At 63.5% G+C, this 21,531-nt stretch carries 16 protein-coding genes, 1 pseudogene and 1 riboswitch; of the genes and pseudogenes, 7 read left to right on the top strand and 10 right to left on the bottom strand.

What is annotated here, in order from left to right:
- Position 1: 1 nt before the first annotated feature.
- The 3 genes from N436_RS11060 to N436_RS11070 all read right to left on the bottom strand — a co-directional run bounded on the left by N436_RS11060 (position 2) and on the right by N436_RS11070 (position 4,122).
- Positions 2-1,012 (bottom strand): aldo/keto reductase, encoded by a 1,011-nt coding sequence (locus tag N436_RS11060; protein WP_110741020.1) that lies wholly within the window; start codon positions 1,010-1,012, stop codon positions 2-4.
- 71 nt (positions 1,013-1,083) lie between these two features.
- Positions 1,084-2,604, bottom strand: coding sequence for an FAD-dependent oxidoreductase (locus N436_RS11065; RefSeq protein WP_110741021.1), 1,521 nt, complete (start codon positions 2,602-2,604; stop codon positions 1,084-1,086).
- A gap of 189 nt (positions 2,605-2,793) precedes the next feature.
- On the bottom strand, positions 2,794-4,122 hold the full coding sequence (locus N436_RS11070; protein WP_105948143.1) for an MFS transporter: 1,329 nt from the start codon (positions 4,120-4,122) through the stop codon (positions 2,794-2,796).
- Between the two features lie 163 nt (positions 4,123-4,285).
- Between N436_RS11070 and N436_RS11075 the strand changes: the two genes are divergently transcribed.
- The gene (locus N436_RS11075; protein WP_105948144.1) at positions 4,286-5,383 is read left to right on the top strand and encodes a sugar diacid recognition domain-containing protein; all 1,098 of its coding nucleotides are present in this window, start codon (positions 4,286-4,288) and stop codon (positions 5,381-5,383) included.
- Between the two features lie 128 nt (positions 5,384-5,511).
- Positions 5,512-6,651, top strand: a complete 1,140-nt coding sequence (locus N436_RS11080) for a glycerate kinase (protein WP_110741022.1) — start codon at positions 5,512-5,514, stop codon at positions 6,649-6,651.
- Here the strand turns inward: N436_RS11080 and N436_RS11085 are convergent, their stop codons facing one another.
- Entirely contained in the window at positions 6,652-7,557 is a 906-nt protein-coding gene (locus tag N436_RS11085) for a LysR substrate-binding domain-containing protein (protein WP_110741023.1), read from the bottom strand.
- 205 nt (positions 7,558-7,762) lie between these two features.
- Here N436_RS11085 and N436_RS11090 point away from each other — a divergent pair, with 205 nt between their 5' ends.
- Positions 7,763-8,671 carry an SMP-30/gluconolactonase/LRE family protein gene (locus N436_RS11090; RefSeq protein WP_232888505.1) on the top strand — a complete coding sequence of 303 codons (909 nt, stop codon included), beginning with the start codon at positions 7,763-7,765 and terminating at the stop codon, positions 8,669-8,671.
- Here N436_RS11090 and N436_RS11095 read toward each other — a convergent pair.
- From N436_RS11095 to N436_RS11110, 4 genes and pseudogenes are all read right to left on the bottom strand, one after another.
- On the bottom strand, positions 8,661-9,611 hold the full coding sequence (locus N436_RS11095) for a site-specific integrase (RefSeq protein ID WP_016715244.1): 951 nt from the start codon (positions 9,609-9,611) through the stop codon (positions 8,661-8,663). The genes N436_RS11090 and N436_RS11095 overlap by 11 nt on opposite strands.
- A 57-nt stretch (positions 9,612-9,668) precedes the next feature.
- Positions 9,669-11,213 (bottom strand): annotated as a pseudogene (locus tag N436_RS11100) (putative bifunctional diguanylate cyclase/phosphodiesterase); the annotation flags it as partial.
- Between the two features lie 225 nt (positions 11,214-11,438).
- Positions 11,439-12,422: an SCO family protein gene (locus N436_RS11105; RefSeq protein ID WP_105948209.1), complete on the bottom strand. Its 984-nt coding sequence runs from the start codon at positions 12,420-12,422 to the stop codon at positions 11,439-11,441.
- A 54-nt stretch (positions 12,423-12,476) separates the two neighbouring features.
- On the bottom strand, positions 12,477-15,872 hold the full coding sequence (locus N436_RS11110; protein WP_110741024.1) for an Ig-like domain-containing protein: 3,396 nt from the start codon (positions 15,870-15,872) through the stop codon (positions 12,477-12,479).
- 250 nt (positions 15,873-16,122) lie between these two features.
- A riboswitch (TPP riboswitch) is annotated at positions 16,123-16,237 on the top strand.
- A 78-nt stretch (positions 16,238-16,315) separates the two neighbouring features.
- Here N436_RS11110 and N436_RS11120 point away from each other — a divergent pair.
- The 4 genes from N436_RS11120 to N436_RS11135 all read left to right on the top strand — a co-directional run bounded on the left by N436_RS11120 (position 16,316) and on the right by N436_RS11135 (position 20,181).
- Positions 16,316-16,963, top strand: a complete 648-nt coding sequence (locus N436_RS11120; protein ID WP_110741025.1) for a TenA family protein — start codon at positions 16,316-16,318, stop codon at positions 16,961-16,963.
- Positions 16,960-17,622: a thiaminase II gene (gene tenA, locus N436_RS11125; protein ID WP_110741026.1), complete on the top strand. Its 663-nt coding sequence runs from the start codon at positions 16,960-16,962 to the stop codon at positions 17,620-17,622. The genes N436_RS11120 and tenA overlap by 4 nt, the downstream gene beginning before the upstream one ends.
- 88 nt (positions 17,623-17,710) lie before the next feature.
- Positions 17,711-18,952, top strand: coding sequence for a cytosine deaminase (gene codA, locus N436_RS11130; protein WP_105948152.1), 1,242 nt, complete (start codon positions 17,711-17,713; stop codon positions 18,950-18,952).
- 242 nt (positions 18,953-19,194) lie between these two features.
- On the top strand, positions 19,195-20,181 hold the full coding sequence (locus tag N436_RS11135; RefSeq protein WP_110741027.1) for a DNA-binding protein: 987 nt from the start codon (positions 19,195-19,197) through the stop codon (positions 20,179-20,181).
- A gap of 8 nt (positions 20,182-20,189) precedes the next feature.
- Here N436_RS11135 and N436_RS11140 read toward each other — a convergent pair whose 3' ends face one another.
- Both N436_RS11140 and N436_RS11145 read right to left on the bottom strand, forming a co-directional pair.
- Positions 20,190-20,699, bottom strand: a complete 510-nt coding sequence (locus N436_RS11140; protein WP_110741028.1) for a GNAT family N-acetyltransferase — start codon at positions 20,697-20,699, stop codon at positions 20,190-20,192.
- 14 nt (positions 20,700-20,713) lie between these two features.
- Positions 20,714-21,430, bottom strand: coding sequence for an MgtC/SapB family protein (locus N436_RS11145; RefSeq protein WP_110741029.1), 717 nt, complete (start codon positions 21,428-21,430; stop codon positions 20,714-20,716).
- Positions 21,431-21,531 lie beyond the last annotated feature (101 nt).

Consider the following 21,531-nt stretch of genomic DNA (forward strand, 5'->3'; position numbering starts at 1 on the left):
GTCAGCTGCGCGCCAAGCGCCCGCTCACGTAATGCGCCACATCATTGAACCCCGGCGTGGATGCATGCCCCGGCGTCACCAGCGAGTCGATGAACGCCTCATCTTCCGCCGTGATCTTCACCGCCAATGCACCGCCATAGGTGTCCCACTGCTCTTCGGTACGCGGCCCGACAATCGCCGAGCTCACCCGCTGGTTATTCAGCACCCAGGCAATGGCGAACTCAACCATTCCCACGCCCTTGGCCTCAACGTAAGCCTGGATCTGCCGGGCGATGGCCAGCGACTCCTGGCGCCACTCCACTTCCATGATGCGCTTGTCCTGGCGCCCTGCGCGGCTGCTGGCATCCGGCACCGCACCTGGCGCGTACTTGCCACTGAGTACGCCCCGCGCCAACGGGCTGAACGGCACGACGCCCAGGCCATGGGCGGCGGCGGCAGTGAGCTGCTCCGGCTCGGCCTGACGGTTGACGATGTTGTACAGCGGCTGGCTCACCACCGGCCTGGGCACCCCGAGGCGCTCGGCAATGTGGCAGACCTCGGCAATGCGCCAGCCACGGAAGTTGGACACGCCCCAGTAGCGGATCTTGCCCTGGCGCAGCAGGTCGCCGATGGCCTGCACGGTCTCTTCCAGCGGCACCTTGTGGTCTTCGCGGTGCAGGTAGTAGATGTCCAGATAGTCCATGCCCATGCGGGTGAGGGTGGCCTCCAGGGCATTGAAGATGTGTTTGCGCGACAGCCCGCTGCGGTTGGGCAGGCCATCGGCCGGGCCGAAGCCGACCTTGCTGGCGACGACCCAGTCCTGACGATGGCGTGCCACCGCTTCACCGACGATTTCTTCCGAACGCCCGGCGTTGTACACGTCGGCAGTGTCGATGAAGTTGATGCCCTGGTCCCAGGCCTTGTCGATGATGCGCAGGGCGTCCTCGGTACTGGTCTGCTCGCCGAACATCATGCTGCCCAGGGTAAGGGCGGAAACCTGCAGGCCACTGTGGCCGAGGGGGCGGTAGATCATGCGCTTGGGTCCTTTTCAGTCGGCTGATCCAGCTGTTTTACACACAACCGGGGCGCATTGAAAGGCGGACCTCAGCCAATTAGCGCCAAAGCCTCTTGCAGGCTCAACGGGCGTTTCATGCGTTGCGACAGCGTTGCCATGGCATCGGAATAACCCTTGGCGACCACAGCCTCAACCCGTTCATCCACACACTGCAGCGCAATGAAATCGCCTTTTTCCGGCTCACCGACGAACTCGATCCGGTTCCAGTCCCGGGCGTGGCCAAGCACTTCATAAGTGCGGCCGTGCTGGTAAGTCCAGAAGAACGGCACATCGGCATAGCGGCGCTGCTCGCCAAGCATGTTGGCTGCAGCGATCACCCCGTGTTGCTGGGCCAGACGCCAGTGCTCGATGCGCACAGGTCGACCGGTGAGCGGGAAGGTGGCGATATCTCCTGCCGCCCACAGGCCATCGGCAGCGCGCAGTTCTGCGTCGACCCTCACAGACTTGTCCTCGGTCAGCGGCACGCCCTGGAGGAAGGCAGTGGCCGGTTTTACCCCCGTGCCGAGCAGCACCAAGGGTGTTTGAAGCCGTTCTCCGTTGGCCAGTTGCACGGCTTCGACTTTGTCCCGGCCCTCGATGCGCTGAACTTCAGTAGGGCCGTGGAAGGTGACCCCCTTGCGCTCTTGCAGCTCACGGATGCTGCGGCCGATGCGTTCACCCAGCTGCCGGGCCAGGGGGACTTCGTGGCGGGTGACCACGTGAACCTGTAGGCCGTACTTGCGCAATGCCGAGGCGGCTTCGAGGCCGATTAAACCGTCACCGATGATGACCACCGGTTGGCCGGGTTCGGCTGCATCGAGCAACTGGGCGGCATCCTCCCGTGAGCGCAGGGTGAACACCCCGGGCAGGTCGGCGCCGGGGATGTCCGGGCGCAGTGCTTTCCCGCCAGTGGCCAGCAGGCAGGCGTCGTAATCGATCTGTTGGCCGTCGGCGAGCGTAAGCTGGCGTTTCTGGCTGTTGAGTGTGCGCACCTTGCCGTGCTTGCGCTCCAACTGGCCCTTGCGCAAGGCTTCGGCATCAAGCAGGGCGGGGACTTCATCGGGCGGCATCTGCCCGGCAATCACGAATTTGCTCAGGGCCGTGCGGTCGTAGGCGGGCTGGCGTTCCTGATCGACCCACACCAGCCGGCCGGCGAAACCGTGGGCCAGCAAAGTAGCGACTGCAGCGCTGCCGGCGGCGCCAGCACCGACCACGACGAAGCAGCGGGCATCGCTGTGCCGTGGCGGCTCGATGGCTGGAAGGGGCTGGTCATCGACCCAGACTTCATCGCCCTTGACCCAGGTTTTGTAGCGACGCAGGTCGGCCAGCGCTGGGGGCTCGCAGACCACGCCATCGTCCACGGCGAAGGCGGCTTTGTGCCAAGGGCAGACCAGCAAGCCGCTGCAAACCACGCCTTCATTGAGTGGCGCACCTTCGTGGGGGCAGTTGCCTTGGTAGGCACGAACCTGGTCGCCCTGGCGGATGAGGACAAGTTCTTCGCTACCGGCCTGAACACGCAGAGGACGGTGTTCGTCGAGCTGGCTAAGGCGGGCCACGGCGTGCTGGGTCATGGGGGTTCTCCAAAGGGGCCTTTGGAACCATTTGACGCCTGAGGTGGGGAGGGGATGCGTTGAGCTGACGATCGGTGGAGGGTGTGTGGCCTGGGCTGGCCTCTTCGCGGGCTTGCCCGCTCCCACAGGATCACCACGAGCTCGAACACTGTGGCGGTCCTGTGGGAGCGGGCGAGCCCGCGAATGGGCTCAACTGGCCTTTGCAGTACTCAGCGCACCTGCCCGCGTTACCCGCAAGGCTACCAGGCTACCCACCACGATCAGCGCCGCCAGCGAATACAGTGCGGCATCGGTTGAACCGGTCTGGTCCTTGATGAACCCCACCAGGTACGGGCTGAGGAACCCCGCCATCTGGCCCACCGAGTTGATGATGGCCAAACCGGCCACAGCGGCACCGGCACTGAGCAGCGCGGTGGGCATTGGCCAGAACATCGGCAGGCCGGTCAGCGCGCCCATGGTGGCAATCGACAGGCCAAGAATGGCAATGGTCGGGTTACCCGCGAAGTTCACCGCAATCAGCAGGCCGATAGCACCCATCAGCATCGGCACCACAAGGTGCCAGCGGCGCTCGTTGCGCAGGTCGGCCGAGCGCCCGCAGAGGATCATGAACACACCCGCCAGCAGGTACGGAATGGCGCTGAGCCAGCCGATCAGCAGCGGGTTGTCGAAGCCCATGTTCTTGATGATCGATGGCAGCCAGAAGTTGATCGCGTACACACCGCTCTGGATGCAGAAGTAGACGAAACCGAAGGTCCAGATCAGCGGGTTGGTCAAAACGGCCAGTACGCTGTCGCCGGTAGTGTTCGGTTTGCCGGCAGCATCGGCTTCCAGGTCGGTTGCAATCAGCTGGCGTTCCGCCGTACTCAGCCAAGGCGCTTTCTGGTAGCCGTCACTGAGCAAAAACACCGCCAGTATGCCCAGGGCAACGGTCGGCAGGCCCTGGATCAGGAACATCCACTGCCAGCCGGCCAGGCCGTGTTGGCCAGCGGCGAAGTGCTGCAGGATCCAGCCGGAGAACGGCCCACCGAGCAAGCCCGACACCGGGATCGCCGACATGAACAGGGCCATGATGCGCCCGCGACGGGCCGCCGGGAACCAGCGCGAGAGGTACAGCACCACACCCGGGAAGAAGCCGGCTTCGGCGGCGCCGGTGAGCAGGCGCAAGGTGTAGAACTCGGTGGGGGTGGTGACGAACAGCAGGCAGGTGGAGAGGCTGCCCCAGGCGATCATCATCAGTGCAATCCAGCGCCGAGGGCCAAACCGGTTGAGCGCCAGGTTGCTTGGCAAACCGCACAGTACGTAACCGATGAAGAAGATGCCGGCGCCTAGGCCGTACACCGTTTCGCTGAACTTCAGGGCGTCGAGCATCTGCAACTTGGCAAAGCCGACGTTGACGCGGTCCAGGTAGTTGAACAGGTAGCAGATGAAAATGAACGGAATCAGCCGCAGGGTGATGCGCCGGTACAGCGCGTTGCGGGTGGTGTCCGTGCCTTGGTCAGGGGCGGGGCTGTGTGCCATGATCGGGTTCTCTGTTGTTATGGTTGTCGCCGCGTCGCCTGTGCCGGCGCTCGCCCTGACGAGTCTCGGGGACTGCGGCCAGCCTGTCTTTGTGCTTTTGCACAGTGCCTGGCCCAGGCTGCTGTGCCCGAGCCCAAAAGCCTGACACCTAAAGGACCCCGCAATGTTCGAACTCGACCATGACCTGGCACAGGATATCGTTGACCGGGCGATGGCCATTCTGCCGTGCAACGTCAATGTCATGGACAGCCAGGGGTTGATCCTGGGCAGCGGTGAACCGGAGCGTATCAACACCCGCCATGAAGGCGCGCAACTGGTCCTGGCCAATGGCCGTATCGTCGAGCTGGATACTGATGCGGCCAAATGCCTGAAGGGCGTGCAGCCCGGGGTAAACCTGCCGCTGATGCTCGATGGCCGGCTGATGGGCGTACTGGGCCTGACGGGTGACCCGCAACAGGTGCGCACCTATGGCGAGCTGGTACGCATGACCGCCGAGATGCTGCTGGCCCAGCGCCATTTGCAAGCCGACCAGCAATGGCGACGCCAGCGTTGTGATGACCTGCTGGCGCTGTTGCTAGGCGGCAGCGGCGACTCGCCACGCTTGCTCGACGAAGCCCGGCAACTGGGCCTGAAGCCGCAGTTGCCACGGGTGCCTTGCCTGTTCGAGCTGGCCTCGGGGCCGCCCGCCGAGGCGCTTGCCGCGTGGTTGCTGAGCCGTTACCCGGACAGCTGGTGTGTCAGCCCGGCGCGGCAGTCGTTGCTGTGGTGTCGGCCCGCAGGTGTGACGCTGGATGAGCCACGCCTGCTCGAGCGCCTGCAACGCCATGGCTGGGGCGTGGAGCGCCTGGCCTTGGGCAGTACCGCGCAGAGCCTGGAGCAACTGCGCCGAGGTTATCGCCGGGTGCGAGACTTGCTGGCCTACGGGCGCGAGGTACTCCCCGGCGAGCGCTTGCTGAGCCTGCATCGCTACCGGCTACCGGCACTGCTGTGGCGGCATCGCAACGATGACGCGCTGGATGAACTGCTGGAACCGTTACAGCGCATACGCGCCAAGGACAACAGTGGGCAGTTGCTCACCACCCTACGCGCGTGGTGTGCCCATGACGGCCAGAGCCAGGCCTGTGCCGATGCCCTGGGCATCCACCGCAACAGCCTGCGCTATCGCCTGGAACGGATCGCCGAACTGGGTGAGGTCGACCCGCTGCGCATGGAGGGGATGCTTAGCTTGTACCTGGGGTTGCAGCTGTTGCCTGCTGACTGACGCGGCGCCTGCAGGCGCCGCCACGAAGGCATCTGCCCAAACAACCCGCCCGGCGTTTTGTGCATTTGACCGAGGCCAGCCTGGCGGGCACCTGTCAGCATGCCGCTCATCAGGACAGGAGAATCCCCATGAAGATCGTCATTGCCCCCGACTCGTTCAAGGACAGCCTTGATGCTGCCGGTGTCGCCCGCGCCATCGCTGCTGGCCTGAGCCAGGCGTGGCCGGACGCAGCCTTGGTCGAGTGCCCGATGGCCGACGGCGGCGAGGGCACCATGGAGGCGATCCTGGCCGCCAGCCACGGCGAACTGCGCCGCCAAGCGGTGCGTGGGCCATTGGGGCACAGCGTCGAAGCCGGCTGGGGGTGGCTGCCACAAAGCCGCACGGCCATCATCGAAATGGCCCAGGCCAGTGGCTTGCAGCTGGTGCCAACCGGCCAGCGTGATGCGTGCCGCAGCAGCACCTGGGGCACCGGCGAGCTGATCGCCGCCGCCTTGGCCGCCGGCGCACAGCGGGTGGTGCTGGCCATCGGTGGCAGCGCCACCAACGATGCGGGCAGCGGCATGCTGCGCGCGCTGGGCCTGCGCCTGCTGGATGCCGACGGGCAAGCGCTGGAAGAGGGCGGCCTGGCACTGGCGAAGCTGGCGCGGATCGACGCCAGTCACCTCGACCCGCGCCTGGCCGAGGTGCAATTCGAAGTCGCGGCGGACGTCGACAACCCGCTGTGCGGCGCCAACGGCGCATCGGCGATTTTCGGCCCGCAGAAGGGCGCTAACCCGCAGCAGGTGCAGGCGTTGGACCAGGCACTGGGGCATTTTGCCGACCACTGTGCACAGCTGCTGGGCGACGATGTGCGCGACTACCCTGGATGCGGCGCTGCCGGTGGTATGGGCTTCGCCGCCCGTGCGTTCATGGGGGCACAGTTCCGCCCGGGGGTAGAGGTGGTGGCCGAACTGGCCGGGCTTGACGCCTTGGTGCAGGGCGCGGACCTGGTGGTGACGGGTGAGGGGCGTTTCGATGCCCAGACACTGCGCGGCAAGACGCCGATGGGGGTTGCCCGGGTCGCCAAGCGCCACGGTGTGTCGGTGGTGGTGCTGGCCGGGACACTGGGTGAGGGCTACCAGCAGTTGTATGCCCATGGGGTCGATGCTGCATTTGCGTTGGCCAGCGGGCCGATGAGCCTGGAGCAAGCGTGTGCCAACGCGGCAGAACTGCTGCAGGCTCGGGCTTGTGACGTGGGCCGGTTATGGCGCTGCGCAGCGCGCGCCTGATCAACGCGTTTTTGCGTCTTCGAACAGGGCGATGAAGTTGGCCAGCGCAGGCGAGGCATTCTGGGCGTTCCATTTCATGTACAGGCCGATGCCTGGGGTGGATTGCTCGTCTATCGGGCGGATCGCACAGAATTGAACACGCTCGCGCGGGGTCGATCGGGCGAATGAGGCCGGCACCAGGGCCACACCGAAACCACAGGCGACCAGCCCCAGCAGGGTATGAATCTGTGCGGCTTCCTGTACCACCCGAGGGTAGAAGCCGGCCGACTCGCACAGGGCAACCAGCTGGGCATGGTAGCCGCCGCCCAACGCTTGCGGGGTAAACACAAAGTCCTCATTGGCAAACTCGCGCAGGTCGACGTCGCCTTGCTGCGCTTTCACATGGCCGGCGGGCAGCGCCATGACAATCTGCTCGTCAAGCAGCAGCCGTGACTCCAGCGTACCCACCGGCAGCGGTAGCCTGCGCATGAAGCCGATATCCGCCTCGCCGGCCAGCAGCGCCTTGGCCTGCGTCGCCGATGGCATCTCGCGCAGGGTCAGTTGCACGTTCGGGTAAGTCTCGCGATAGCGCCGCAAGCTGTTGAGCAGCGAGTCGTAATAGGCGATGGAAATGGCCGTGATGGTCAGTTTCCCGCTGACACCCGCAGAGACATTACGGGCGTACTCGATACCCTGTTCCAGCTCGGCAAGCACGCGGTAAGCCGTATCGCGAAAGGCTGTGCCAGCCGGGGTCAGACGCACCCCGCGGGTATTGCGCAAGAACAAGCTGAAACCGAGCTTTTCTTCCAGGCGGCTGATCGCCTGGCTCAGCGGCGGCTGTGCCATGTGCAGGCGCTCGGCAGCCTTGTGAAAATGAAGCTCTTCGGCCACGGCGATGAACTGCCTGAGCAAACGTGTCTCGATCAATCAAGCATTCCTTCAGCGCGGCGACTCGGGGGTGATATCCATGAGATATCAAAGTTGCATGCTTTTAATATTAAGTCATTGAATTTTTTGTTGTTATCGTAAAAAGGAGAATCGAAGGTAGCCAGAAATGCCCGTTACAGAGCCTTTCCACAACGAAGTTGCGGCCGTCACCGATGCCGCACAGGGCCTGGGCTTGGCCTATGGCATGGGGCAGGCCGGACGATCGCCCCGCATCAAGGAATGCAGCTGCGTGCCAGTCAAGGTCGCCAATACCCGCGCCGACCTGGGCGAAAGCCTGGTCTGGGATGAGCGTAACGGCGCGTTGTACTTCATCGATATTTCTGGCGGGCGCATCAACTGCCTGACGCCAGACGGCGAAGTCGAGAACCTTTACGCATCAGCCGCACGCATTGGCGCCCTTGCGCTGACCGACCGGGGCAACCTGATTTTCACCGAAGATGCCAGCGTGGCCATCTTCGATGTGCCGGCGCGCAAGGTATGCCAGCATTCGGCATCGGTCCATCCGCGCTCCACCTACCGCTTCAACGACGGCGCCTGTGACCCGCAAGGGCGCTTCGTTACCGGGTTGATGGACGATGCCCTTAGCGGCAATACCGGGGCGCTGTTCCGTTTTGACGGGCAGTTGAGCGACGAGGTCATCCACGATGACATGGCCTTGCCCACCGGGGTTGCCTGGTCGCAAGACGGCCAGACGGTGTACTTCGTCGATTCGGCGGCGCGCGCCATCTACCGTGCCGAGTACCTCATGGAGGGCCGGCTGGGCACTGTTACGCTGTTTGCCGAAACCCCTGCCGAACTGGGGCGGCCAGATGGCCTGGCGCTGGACCGCGAAGGCGGGCTGTGGGTGTGCCAGTACCATGGCAGCTGCCTGCTGCGCTACGACCGCCACGGCCACCTGACCGATCAGGTACTGATGCCGGTACCGTGCCCCACCAGTTGCTGCTTTGGCGGGCCCGGCATGAATACCTTGTTCATCAGCACCGCGCGTTTCGACATGAGCCCTGAAGACCTGCTCCATTACCCGGATGCTGGCGACCTGTATGCCATTCACCCGACAATTGGCGGTGTCGCCCGGCACAGCTTCAAGGAATAAGCGCTTGGGCCTGGCTGGCCGGCAACACGGCCAGTTCGCCAAAACGCTGCGCTGAGTCGATGTAGCGCAGCGCCGACTTGGCGTCTTTCCAGCCCACGTAGCTCATCAGTGATTTCAGTTCCCAGCCATTGGCTGTGGCCCAGGTGGCAAAGCCACGCCGTAGCGAGTGGCCGGTATACAGCGCCGCCGGTACCCCGGCACGTTCCAGCATGCGCCGCAACAGGCCGACCAGGCTGTTGCTGTTGAGCGCGCTTTCACCGAGGTTGCCCCAGCGGTCAAGCTTGCGAAACACCGGCCCATGGGCAATGCCGGCAACTTCCAGCCATTGCAGGTAGGCCGTTACCGGACACAGGGCCTTGAGGGCAGGGGTGCGGTGCTGCACGCCCAAGGCTTCGCGGTCACCCTTGCTGCGCGGCAGGAACAGCGTGATGCCGACACCGGCTTCGGCCTGGATATGTTCGATGCGCAAGCGTGCCAGTTCATCACCGCGAAAACCTCGCCAGAAGCCCAGCAACAGCAACGCAGTGTCGCGGCGTGCCCGGCGCAGGGCGGCCAGGTCGTGGTGTTCGCGGGCCTGGCGAGCCTCCTCTTCAAAACACGCCACGGCGGTTTGCAGGTGTTGCAGCAACAGCGGGGCGGCCTGCCTGGGCGGCGTCGGGTGCAGGGTGCGGATGCCGCGTAGAACCTGACGTACCAGCGGTGCCTTGGTCGGGTCGGGGAAACCTTGGGCGACATGCCATTGACTGAGCGCGGCCAGGCGCTGACGCAGGGTACTGACGGCGTGGTGTTCGGCATGTTCGACCAGGTAGCGGGCGATGCTCTCGGCGGTGGCCGGGAGAAAGCCGCCCCAGTGGCTTTCGAAGTGTTCGATGGCGGCCTGGTAGCTGCGCCGGGTGTTGTCACGGGTGGCGGCGCGAAGGTAGCGCTCGATATCGGTCATGGTGCGGCTGTCGGTGGGTGATGGGCACACGATAAACCGAAATCCCAGGACAAGCACCTAATGCGGCGTCGGGGCAACGCCATCCTGCAGGGCCGGCACCAGCCCCATGGTATCGTGCGAGGCCTCGATGCCGTTGAAGTGCGGGTAGTCGCGCAACTGCGCCGGTGACAGCGGCCGGCTGAAGTGATAGCCCTGGGCAATATCGCAACCCGCCAGTTTCAGGCACACCACCTGCTCACGGGTTTCCACACCTTCGGCCACCACTTCCAGGCCAAGGCGTTTGGCCAGGATAATGGTGGAGGACACGATCGGGCTGTCGTCATGGCTGTTGGACAAGGGGGCGATCAGCGATCGGTCGATTTTCAGCTTGCTTAGCGGCAGCGAATGCAGGTGGGCGAAGCCGGCGTAGCCGCGGCCGAAATCGTCCAGGCTGATGCCCAGGCCCGCGCTGCGCAGGGTGTGCAGGTGCGCCACAGCGGTACTTTCCGGGTCGAGGATGGTGGTTTCAGTGATTTCCAGCTCAAGCCGCTGCGGCGCAATTGCATACTGTTGCAGTTCGTTCAGCAACCGCGTAGCGAAGTCGTCCTGGCGTAGTTGCAGGGCGGAGACATTGACGGCCAGCCGCGTCTCTCGGCCTTGGGCGTCCCACCCCGATAATGCCTCGCAGGCCAGGCGCAACACCTCCCAACCCAACTCGACAATGAAACCACTGCGTTCGGCCAGGTCGATGAAGCGGTCCGGGTACAGCAGGCCGAATTCGGGGTGATCCCAGCGCACCAGCGCTTCGTAGCCCAGCACTTGCTGGGTGTCGAGGCGAATCTGTGGCTGGTAGTGCAGCACGAACTGGCGCTCGGCCAAGGCACTGCCGAACGCCTGTTCGAGGGTGAAGGCCTGAATGTCGGCCAGGTTCAGTGAGGGGTCGAAGAAGCGATATTGCGCGCGCCCGGCCTGTTTGGCCGAATACATCGCCGCGTCGGCACTGCGGATCAGGCTGTCGATGTCCTGGCCGTCGCGGGGGCAGATGCTTACGCCCACGCTGGGGCTGGTGTTGACCTCCTGGCTATCCAGGGCATAGGTGGCCGACAACCGCTGGACCAGTTCGCGAACCCAGGTATTGATCTGTTCCTCGCTGCGTTCGCCTGCCAGCAGCACCACGAATTCGTCGCCGCCAAAGCGCGAAGCCTCGTCGCCGGGGTCCAGAAGGCGCTGGATGCGTCCGGCCACAGCCTGCAGCAGCAGGTCGCCGATCTTGTGCCCGAGCGAGTCGTTGATCGACTTGAAGCGGTCCATGTCGATGAACAGTATCGCCATCAGCCGGCGCTTGCCCCGTTGCCGGGTAAGCGCCTGGCCCGCCACCTCGACGAACTGGCGACGGTTGTGCAACCCGCTGAGGTGGTCGGTGGCGGCGGCGTGGCTGCTGCGCCGGTGTTCGTCCTCAAGGCGCCCGATCAGTTGCTGGTTGACCTGTTGAGCCTGCTCCAGTGCGTTGAAGGCCTCCTGGTGCTTGCGCAGCAGGCGCAAGGTGCACAGCAAACTGCCGAGGATCAGCAGGGTCATGCTCAGGTTCAGCCAGAACTGCCGGGAATAGGGCAATGCCGAGGGTGTAGACAGGCCAAGGCCGCACGCCGGGTGGGCGGCGGTTACGGAGAGGATGTGCAGCCCCCAAAGAAAGGCCAGGGTGGCTGCACACAGCATCAGGATCAGCAGCCGCAGGAGGCTGGTGGATGAAAGCGAACGGCGAATCACTGCTGATAGTTCCCGACCCTGGGTGATGCTCGAAAAATACGACAATAAGATGACAGGCTGATGACTGATAGCTAATTGCCTTTAAGGGTTTCCCGTATCCGCCAAGGGCGCCTGCAGGCGTGCGGTTTCCTCTTCGATGTAGCTCATCAAGGCGCTGACTTCGGCATCACCCAGGCGCATGTTGGGCATCGCCAGGCGGTTGTACTGCTCGTACAGCAGCATGGCCAGGGGGTCTTTCTCTGCCAGCATGCGGTCGGGTTCTTTCAACCAGCGGGTCAGCCAGTTGGCATCACGCTGGCGGGTCACGCCCAGCAGGTCGGGACCTATACCGGGTTGCCCCGGCTCGGTATTGCCCAGCGTGTGGCAGGATGAGCAACGGGTGCGGAAGATCTGCTCGCCACTGCTTGGCGGGCGTACTTCCGGGGCTTGGGCGTAGTCATTGTTCAGGGCGCTGGCCTGTTTCCAGTTGTGCAGGCTGTTGCCCAGGCGATCGGCGAGGATATACGGGCTTTCGAAGGGTGAAGCCTTCATCCAACGGCCGGTGGCCTGGTTGCCGATGATCAGGCTCAGGTTGTGGTCCTTGGAACGGCCGTTTTCCAGGCCGTCAATCCACAGCCCCAGGCTACGGCGCAACCGTTCGATGTCGTCAGGTTCACCGGTGAGCAGCGTCCAGCCGGGGCCGATACCGAACTTTTCAGCGTAGCGTTTGAGGGTGGCGGGCGTGTCGTTGTAAGGGTCGATGCTGATGGAGTACAGGAAAATGTCCTTGCCGACCCGGTCGCCAAGAATCTTCTGCACCTGGCGCAAGCGTGCGGTCTCTACCGGGCAGGAGTCGGAACAGCCGGTGAAGATGAAGTTGATGGCGACAACCTTGTCTTTGATCAGGTCGTCGAAGAAATGCACTTGCTCGCCGTCCTGGGTGAGCAGGGGGATGTTGGGGAAGTAGTCGGCACCCCAAGGGCTTTCAGCTTCTTTGGCCACCGGTTGTTGCGGCTGCAACGGCCAGAACGGGATGCTGGCGGCGAACAGCGCGAGCACCAGCAGGAAACGCCATGAGCCGGACATGATGCGGTCCTCATCGGTTGGCAGTGGGGCCGCATGGCGGCCCCTGCCTTGCACTCACTGATACTTGAGAGGCGCCGTCACGGTCTGCCCCAGCGCCGACTTCACGGTAACCGTCGCCGGTGTGGCCGGGCCGAAGCCGGTAGTGGTCACCGACACGCGCCAGCGCGCGCCGGTGGTCGTGACGGTCAGCGTGGCGTTACCCAGGCTTACCGGGCCACCCGTGGTCGCCGCAGTCACGCTGATGCTGTTGCCCGTGGCCACTGTGGTAGTCCCTTGCACATCCCAGGTGAAGCGGTTGCCGCTGCGCACCTGCACCGTGGCACTGGTGACCTGGATCTGGTCGACCGCTGCCGCCTGGCTCACCGCGATGCTGACCGTGGCCGGGTTCACCGACTCGGCCCCTTTGGCATCCCGCGCCGTGTAGTTGAAGCTGGCGGTGAACGGCGTGGCGACCGTGGCCGGCGGGGTGTAGGTCACCGTGGTGCCATTGGTGCTGACGCTACCCTGCCCGGAGTCTGGCTGGCTGAGGCCAACGACAGTCAATGGCAGGTTACCTTCCGGGTCGGTGTCGTTGGCCAGCACGTTCAGGGTGATCGGCTTGCCCGCTGTGGTTGCCGCACTGTCGTTGGCCGCGACCGGTGGCTTGTTGGCAGCATCATCGTTGTCGTCCTTGGCTTTGGTGCGGAAGGTCGGCAGGCCCACCGACGCCATGTATTGCACGCCATCCCAACCTGGCAGCGGGGTCGGCATTACCTGGAACTGCCCTGGGTGTTCAATGTCCCAGCGCAGCAGCATCGAAGAGTCTTCGTGCTGGGTGTTGTGGCAGTGCTCCATGTAGGTACCGGCGAACTCGCGGAAGCGAATAGCCATTTCCACTTCTTCCGACGAATCGGCATCCGGCCCGATGCGGTACACGTCTTTGCGTGCCCATTTCTCCCATTCTGGCGGCGCCTTGCCGTCGCGGCTAAGAATCACACCTTCCTCGAAGTGCACATGCACCGGATGGCTCCAGCCATTGCCGCCGTTGACGATCTTCCACACTTCCAGGGTGCCGTCGCCGCTGAAGCCGCCATCGGTGGACTGTTGGGCCAGTTGTGGCGCAGCACTGATGCGCCGTGGGTCCATGCTGTAGCCGAAGCCGCCATCGGTCTTGATGGTCCAGGGGGTGGTGTCGGTGCCGTCGGAGCGACCAAAGATGAACTCGCGGTGGCGGGCATCCTTGATCCTGGCCTGGTCGGCGGCCGAGTTGCGATCAATGGGCAGCGGCAGCATCTTGAGGCCTGCGGCCTTGCCTGGTTTGGCCGGTTCGTAGGCAACCGGGTCCATGCTCACGTCCTGGCCGCTGTAGGGCTGCACGATCAACTGCAGGAACTTGCCGACCAGCGGGTCGCCGTTATCCCACTGCGGGCCTTTGCTGGTCTGTTTGATGACGGCCTTGTATTTTTCCGATAGCACGTCGGCCAGCGAAATGGCACCTTCCGGGCCCTTGCCGGTGCGGTGTTCCTCGATGTTGACGAAGTACAGCTTGTCGCCCACCTTGATGCCGTTTTTAGCGAAGTTGATGATGATGTCGTAGCGCTCGGCGATACCTTGCAGCGGCAGGATACCGTTGTTGTCTTGCAGGTTGCCGTCACCGTTGAGGTCCATGGTGCCGTCGAATGGCACGGCATGCTCCATGATGTTGCCGTCGTTGGCGATCATGTGGAACGGCACCCGCGCATAGGATACGTTGGAGCCGGCCGGCCCCTTGAATTCGCCGGCGGTGCCGGCAATTTCACGCACGACGGCGAATTTGAAGTAGCGGGATACCGAGCCATTGAGCAGACGGAAGCGGTAACTGCGCGCGCGCACCTTGAGCTTGGGCTGGTACTGCCAGTTGACCAGCATCTGGTCGCCAAGGAAGCCATCGGTGTTGAACGGGTTGAACCACAGCTGGCCGTTGGCATCCCAGGCCTTGTCGGCCATCACCAGGTTGACGTCGTAGTCGCGGTTGCCCCAAGGCATGCCCGAACCGCTGGGGAAGCGCAGGTTCACGCCATCCTGCAGGGCCTCGTTGCCGCGGTCCAGGGCGCTGTAGTAGTTCATCATCACGGCGTTGCCCTTGTAGACGTTCTGCGCCGTGAAATCCATCATGTGGTCGTGGAACCAGTGGGTACTCATGGTTTCGCGCCAGTCGCCACGGATCTTGATGCTGCCGTTCTGACAGGTTTTCAGCCCTGGCGAGCCGTCATTGACGAACAGGGTTTCACCCGGTGAGCAAGGGAACGCGGCACGCGGGTCTTGTGCGCGGGTGTTGATGGTGTCGTAGCCGGCCAGCTGCACCGGCCAACGGTAGTCATAGTACTGGCCGGGGAAGAAGTAGGCGTTGGCAAAGCCGTCGCTTTCGGCCGGGGAGTGGCCGTTGTGCTCGTGGGTCGAGATGGTGTGCAAGCCAAAACCGCCGTTGGCCGAAGGGTCGATCGGCAGAGCGTTGTAATGACGCATCAGCACCGGCTGGCCATAGCGCACCATCAGCAATTTGACCGGGAAGGTGCCATCGAACGTCCACAGCGACTTGTGGTTCTGCAGCGGCATGTTCGGGTGGAAGCGGGTGTCGATGCCCTTGGTGGTGCCCAGCGTGGTCGGGATGTCGGAGGTCTGGTAGTACAGCCCGCCCGGGGCAAATTCACCGACCGCATAGTTGTGCAGTTGCTTGCGGTCGCGCAGGCCTTGGTTGATGCGCGCACCGGCTTGCGCGGTCTTGAACGCAGTCTGCGGGTAAAACTCGTTCCAGCGCTGGTGTGACCAGCCTTTTCCTGGTGGACGGCCTTCGGCTGGGGAGCCGACGGGCTGGCGGTTGAGGAACATTTCGATCTGCGCCTTCCACGGGTTGCGGTCCAGCACATTGGAAAACTGGGTCGGGAACGGGTACAGGCCCGGCTGCTTGAGGAAGGCCTCCAGGGCTGTGCCACTGGGACCACTGCGCGCCACTACGTTAGGGTCCTGCGCGGGTGCAGCGCCCAAGGTGGGGACCGGGAAGGTCAGGCTGGGCGGCGGCAGGGTGGGGTCGAGTTTTTCTGTGCCGAATTCTTCGAACAGCAGCAATTGCTGGGTAAACGGCTGCGCACCGAACAACGGGCTGGGTTTGCCGTTGGTGGGGTACCTGTCCGAGGTTTGCAGGGCTGGCGGTAGCACGTTGTCGGTGCGCACCGTGTTGCGGTCGCCATACACACCATTGGTCAGCTCCAGTGAGCCCCGGTTGGCTTCTGGCAAGGTCTCCAGGTTTAGCAGGGCCGGGGTCGGGTCGGCCGGCTGGTCGGTGTAGGCGGAAGGGTCGGTTGGCGGCGGCGGGCTGTTATCGTCGAGGGGGGCCGCTGTAACCGTGATCAGCCCGAGGCTGAGCATCAGCGCGGTGACGGTGGACAGCTGGAATGCATGCCTAGCAGGGTGGATCACGGCAGGTGTTTTCATTGCCTTATGCCTCGCTCGCGGCTGTATGGCGTACTGCCTTCAATGGCGTTTTGCCCGGTATATGGCCTTGAGCAACCGCTGTGCCAACTGAAAATTCAGTAATGCTTTGTTAAACAATTCCTTGTAGTACCTGATGTGCGCTAAATAACGGGGCGTCAAAAATGGGGATGTTCCCCCAGTAGCGGGCCCCCATTACCCACACATTGGGTGCAGTGGGTAGTGACAGCACCCGCGCCCTGGGGTATACCTGAACGCCACCAAGGGGAGCCCGGCAACGGGCTGAGAAACCGCTGAACGTTGCAGCGCGGTGACCCTTCGAACCTGATCCGGATCATGCCGGCGAAGGGATGGGATTCGTAACCTGCCTTTTTGCCGGCCTCACTGCGAGGCCCGTCCATGCTCACCACCAAGGTCTCGCTGTCACCTCCATCAAGGACAGCAACATGACCGAACGTTTCAGCCAGTCCCTGCGCCGCCAAAGCGAGCCGACCTGGTCGGCGGCCGTTGGCCACCGTTTCGTGACCCAATTGTGCGACGGCAGCCTGCCGGCCCCGATCATGGTCGACTACCTGGTGCAGGACCACCGTTTCCTCGACAGCTTCCTGACCTTGCTGGGCGCGGCCATCGCCACCGCCGACACGTTCGAGGCCCGCCTGCGCTTCGGCCGTTTCGCCGGAATGATCTCCAGTGACGAGAACACCTACTTCCTGCGCGCTTTCGAGGCACTGGATGTAAGCCCGGCGCAGCGCACTGAACCGGCCGACACTGCGCCAACCGCAGGTTTCAAGGCGATCATGCGCGAAGCGGCAGCCACCCGCTCCTATGCGGCGGCGCTGGCGGTGCTCAACGTTGCCGAAGGCCTGTACCTGGACTGGGCACTGAAGGCGCCGAAACCGATGCCGGACAACTTCGTCCATGCCGAGTGGATCACCCTTCACGACAACCCGGACTTCCAGGCTTTCGTTGCCTTCCTGCAAGCCGAGCTGGACCGCGTCGGCCCGCAAGAAGCCGCACTGGCCAGTGACTTCTACCAACGCACCGTCGAGCTGGAGCTGGCCTTCTTCGATGCCGTTTACCCGGAGGGCAAGTGAGCATGGACACCTTCGAGCGCCTCAAGGCTGCCGCGACCCAGCAGTGGAACAGCTACGTCGACCATGACTTTGTGCGGCAGATGGGCGAGGGCACGCTGAGTGAGGACGCGTTCCGGACTTATCTGGTGCAGGATTACCTGTTCCTTATCCAGTTCGCCCGTGCCTGGGCGCTGGCCGCCTATAAAAGCCGCCGCCCGGCGGACATACGCGCCGCGCAGGCCGGGCTGGCAGCGATCCTGGATGAAACCGAACTGCATCTGCGCCTGTGCGCACGCTGGGGGCTGACCCAGGCCGATATCGAGGCGGCGCCAGAGCACCAGGCTACCGTGGCCTATACCCGCTACGTGCTGGACTGTGGCGCCGCCGGTGACCTGCTGGAGCTGCATGTGGCGTTGGCACCTTGCGTGATCGGCTATGCCGAGATCGGCCGTACCCTGGCCGAGCGGATTGGCGACTTGAGCAACCACCCGTACCGCGAGTGGATTGGCGAGTACGCCGGCGAGGGCTACCAAGGGGTGGCGGCGGCGGCGCGCAAGCACCTGGATGAACTGGCAGCGCGGAGCATGACCGAACAGCGCTTCGCAGACCTGGTGGGGATTTTCGGGCAGGCGTCCAGCCTGGAGGCTGATTTCTGGCAGATGGGGCTGGACAGCCAGTAAACCGATACCTGCGCCAGGCACTGGCGGATACCCTTGGGCTCGACCACTATGCAGGTAGCGGCGATAAGCGAGCCCAAGGAGTAACAGCATGAACATTATCAATGCACGCTTGCGCGGCAAGCCCGGTTTGTTTCGCATCGAACTGAGCGGCGAGCGCATTGCCGCCATCGTGCCCCAGGTCGAGGTAGTGGCACCCGTAGCTACCGATGACCTTGATGCCGGGCAAAACCTGGTGGTGGCACCCTTTGTGGAACCGCACATTCATCTGGATGCCGCCCTGACTGCCGGTGAGCCGAAGTGGAACATGAGCGGCACATTGTTCGAAGGCATCGAGCGCTGGGCCGAGCGTAAGGAAATCACCACCCACGACGACATCAAGGTCCGCGCGAAAAAAACCATCGGCATGCTGGTGGACCACGGAATCCAGCATGTACGGACCCATGTCGATGTCACCGACCCGAGCCTTACCGCGCTCAAGGCCATGGTCGAGGTGCGTGACGACGTGCGCGAGCTGATCGACTTGCAGATCGTCGCCTTCCCTCAGGAGGGTATCGAGTCGTATGCCAATGGGCGGGCGCTGATGACCGAAGCCGTGGCCATCGGTGCCGATGTGGTGGGCGGCATTCCGCATTTCGAGAACACCCGCGACCAGGGCGTGTCGTCGGTGAAGTTCCTGATGGACCTGGCCGAACGTACCGGCTGCCTGGTGGACGTGCACTGCGACGAGACCGACGACCCGCAGTCGCGCTTCCTTGAAGTGCTGGCCGAAGAAGCCAGGGTGCGCGGTATGGGCGCCCGGGTAACCGCCAGCCATACCGTGGCCATGGGTTCGTATGACAATGCCTACTGCTACAAGCTGTTCCGCCTGCTGAAACTGTCGGGCATCAACTTCGTGTCGTGCCCGACCGAGAGCATTCACCTGCAAGGGCGCTTCGACAACTACCCGAAACGCCGCGGCGTCACCCGGGTGGCCGAGATCGACCGCGCCGGCATGAACGTGTGCTTTGGCCAGGATTCCATCGTCGACCCTTGGTACCCGCTGGGTAATGGCAACATCCTGCGCATTCTCGAAGCCGGGCTGCACATCTGCCACATGCTCGGCTACGAAGACCTGCAGCGCTGCCTGGACCTGATCACTGACAACAGCGCCCGCACGCTGAACCTGGGGGAGCGCTACGGCATCGAGGTGGGGCGGCCGGCCAACCTGTTACTGCTGTCGGCGCCTGATGATTACGAGATGGTGCGTAGCCAAGGGCACGCGCTGGTGTCGGTGCGAAACGGCAAGGTGTTGATGCGTCGCACGCCCGCGCAGGTTGAGCGCATGCACTGATACACCCGTCACTTACACCCGCCACTTTGAAGCCCGTAACGCCCCGCCGGCCTTGAGCCGGACGGGGCGTTTTGCTGTTTGCCGTACGGCTAAACGCACGCTTCGAGCGGATTTTTGTCGGTCACATGCGATAAGCCGTGATTATTCTTCCTTAGGAAACGTTTGCAGGTGAGCATTGATATCGCCATAATCAGTACGTAATTACATGTTACATAACACAGTACAAAATCGTAGGAGCACGCATGGCCCGGGGCGGTATCAACAAGGTGGTGGTTCAGCAGGCACGTCAGGCGTTGATTGCCCGCGGCGAGAACCCCAGCATCGATGCCATACGTATCGAGCTGGGCAATACCGGCTCGAAAACCACGATTCACCGCTACCTGAAGGAATTGAACGGCCAGCAACCCGTGGCCTCCGAAGGCGGCGCGGCGCTGAGCGATGTGCTAAGCCGCCTGGTCGGTCAATTGGCCACTCAGCTACAAGATGAGGCCGACCTGAAGATCGAACAGGCCGAAAGCACCTTCACCGAACAGCGAGAGCAGCTTGAGGCTCAGCTGGAAATCGTCCATCAGGCCCTGGCGGCAGCGCATCAGCAGCATCAGATCGATGCAGCGGCCTTGGCCGACGAGACGGAAAAGCGGTTGACCACGCAAAGCACGCTGCAAGCCGAACAGCTGCGCAGCGCCAGCCTCAACCAGTCACTGGGTGAGTTGCAGGTGCGCCTTGCCGACAAGGACGAACAGGTGAAGTCACTGGAGGACAAACACCGCCATGCCCGCGACGCCCTAGAGCATTACCGCAATGCCAGCCGCGAACAGCGCGAGCAGGAACAGCGCCGTCATGAAGCACAACTGCAGCAGATGCAGGTGGAAGTACGCCAACTGCAGCAGGGCATGATCGTCAAGCAGGACGAGCTGACCCGCTTGCACCGCGATAATGAGCGTTTGCTGGGTGAGCACCGCCAGGCCGCCAACGAGTGCCGGGCGCAGGACGAGTTGCTGGAGCAACGCGATGCGCAGATCCAGGGCTTGCGGACGATCCTGGCACAGGCACAAGGTGCCAGTGAAGAAATGCGCCGGCAGCTGGATGTGCAAGCGCAGCATCTGGAAACCAGGCGCGACGTGTGCGCGGAACAGGCGCGGCAGTTGCTGCGGTATGAAGAGCAGCTAAAAGAACGCGATGTGGCGTTGGCGCAATGCAGGGCACAGCTGCCTGCACATGCAGAGTGACGGGCCGTCTAATGTTCGACGTAACGGCGCATTGCACAACGCTCAGTGAGGCCGTGTGCACGTTCATTGGCCAGGATTTCCCGTAACCGCGGGCTTAGCAGCCGCTCATCGAGCACCTCGAACCCGAACCGTGCATAGAAGGGCGCATTCCAGGGCACCTTGGCAAAGGTGGTCAACGTGAGCTCGCGCAGGCCTGCGTCACGCGCGGCATCAGCCACTTGCTGCAGCAAACGCCGCCCCACGCCTTGCCCTTGAACCTCCTGGCGCACCGATATTTCATAAAGGTGCAGAGCCTGCCCTTCACGGCGGGCACAAGCAAAACCGGCAAGGCACCCATTATCGTCCTCGGCCACCCAGCTACCGCCCGCGTCGACGAAAGCCCTGTGCGCAACGCAATCCATCACATCACCTTGCGCCAGCCAGGCCAGCGTCGGCCAGCCGGCAAACGCCTGGGCCGCCGAACGCTCCACGTCCGGCAGGTGTTGAATATCGCGCTCAAGGGTAGGGCGGATACGCATGAATCACTCCTGTTTCAGTAATCCGCCGCCAGTGCCTGCGGCTGTAATTGCCAGCGCACCGAGCTTACACCTTTCTCCAGGCTCACCCGGCTGACCAGCCGCTCCAGTTGCGCGGGTGCCTGCGCGGTGCCCAACAGCTCGGCGCGTACTTCCAGGCGCGCCGGGCTGTCCAGGTCCTGGCTTTGCAGTGACTGCAGCCGCAGCTGCGGATCGCCCAGGCTATGCAGCATCAGGCTGCGCACCTGGATTTCGTCCTCGGCGCGGCAGACGATTCGCACTTCGAAGTGCTGCTCCACCTCGCTGGCCGGCACCACGTCCTGACGGTCCAGGCGCTGGGCGATATCACGCAGCAGGATATTGGCACATAGCACCACCAGGCTACCCAATGCCGCCTCCAACAGCAGCCCAAGGCTGCACAGCACACCCACTGCCGCCGTGCACCACAAGGTGGCTGCAGTGTTCAGGCCTCGTACGTTGAAGCCGTCACGCATGATCACACCACCCCCGAGAAAGCCGATGCCCGATACCACATAGGCGGCGATGCGCGATGCATCGGCAGGTGCCATGCCTGGCACCGCCTGGGTCATCAGCACGAACAGGCAGGCACCGGTGCTGACCAGCGCATTGGTGCGCAGCCCGGTCAGGCGTTGGCGCAATTGCCGTTCGGCACCGATCAACGCCCCCAACAGCAAGGCAATGCTGACGCGCAGCAGAAATACTTTCCAATCCATAGCAAACCTCTTCCGCAGGCATACGCCCGCATGAACGCCATCAGTTGGCGCGGTTGAAAAACCAGAACAATGCGCAGGACCACGAGGAAGGGAGGAAAAGC

The organism is Pseudomonas sp. RV120224-01b (genome assembly GCF_003208145.1).
Classification (GTDB): domain Bacteria; phylum Pseudomonadota; class Gammaproteobacteria; order Pseudomonadales; family Pseudomonadaceae; genus Aquipseudomonas; species Aquipseudomonas monteilii.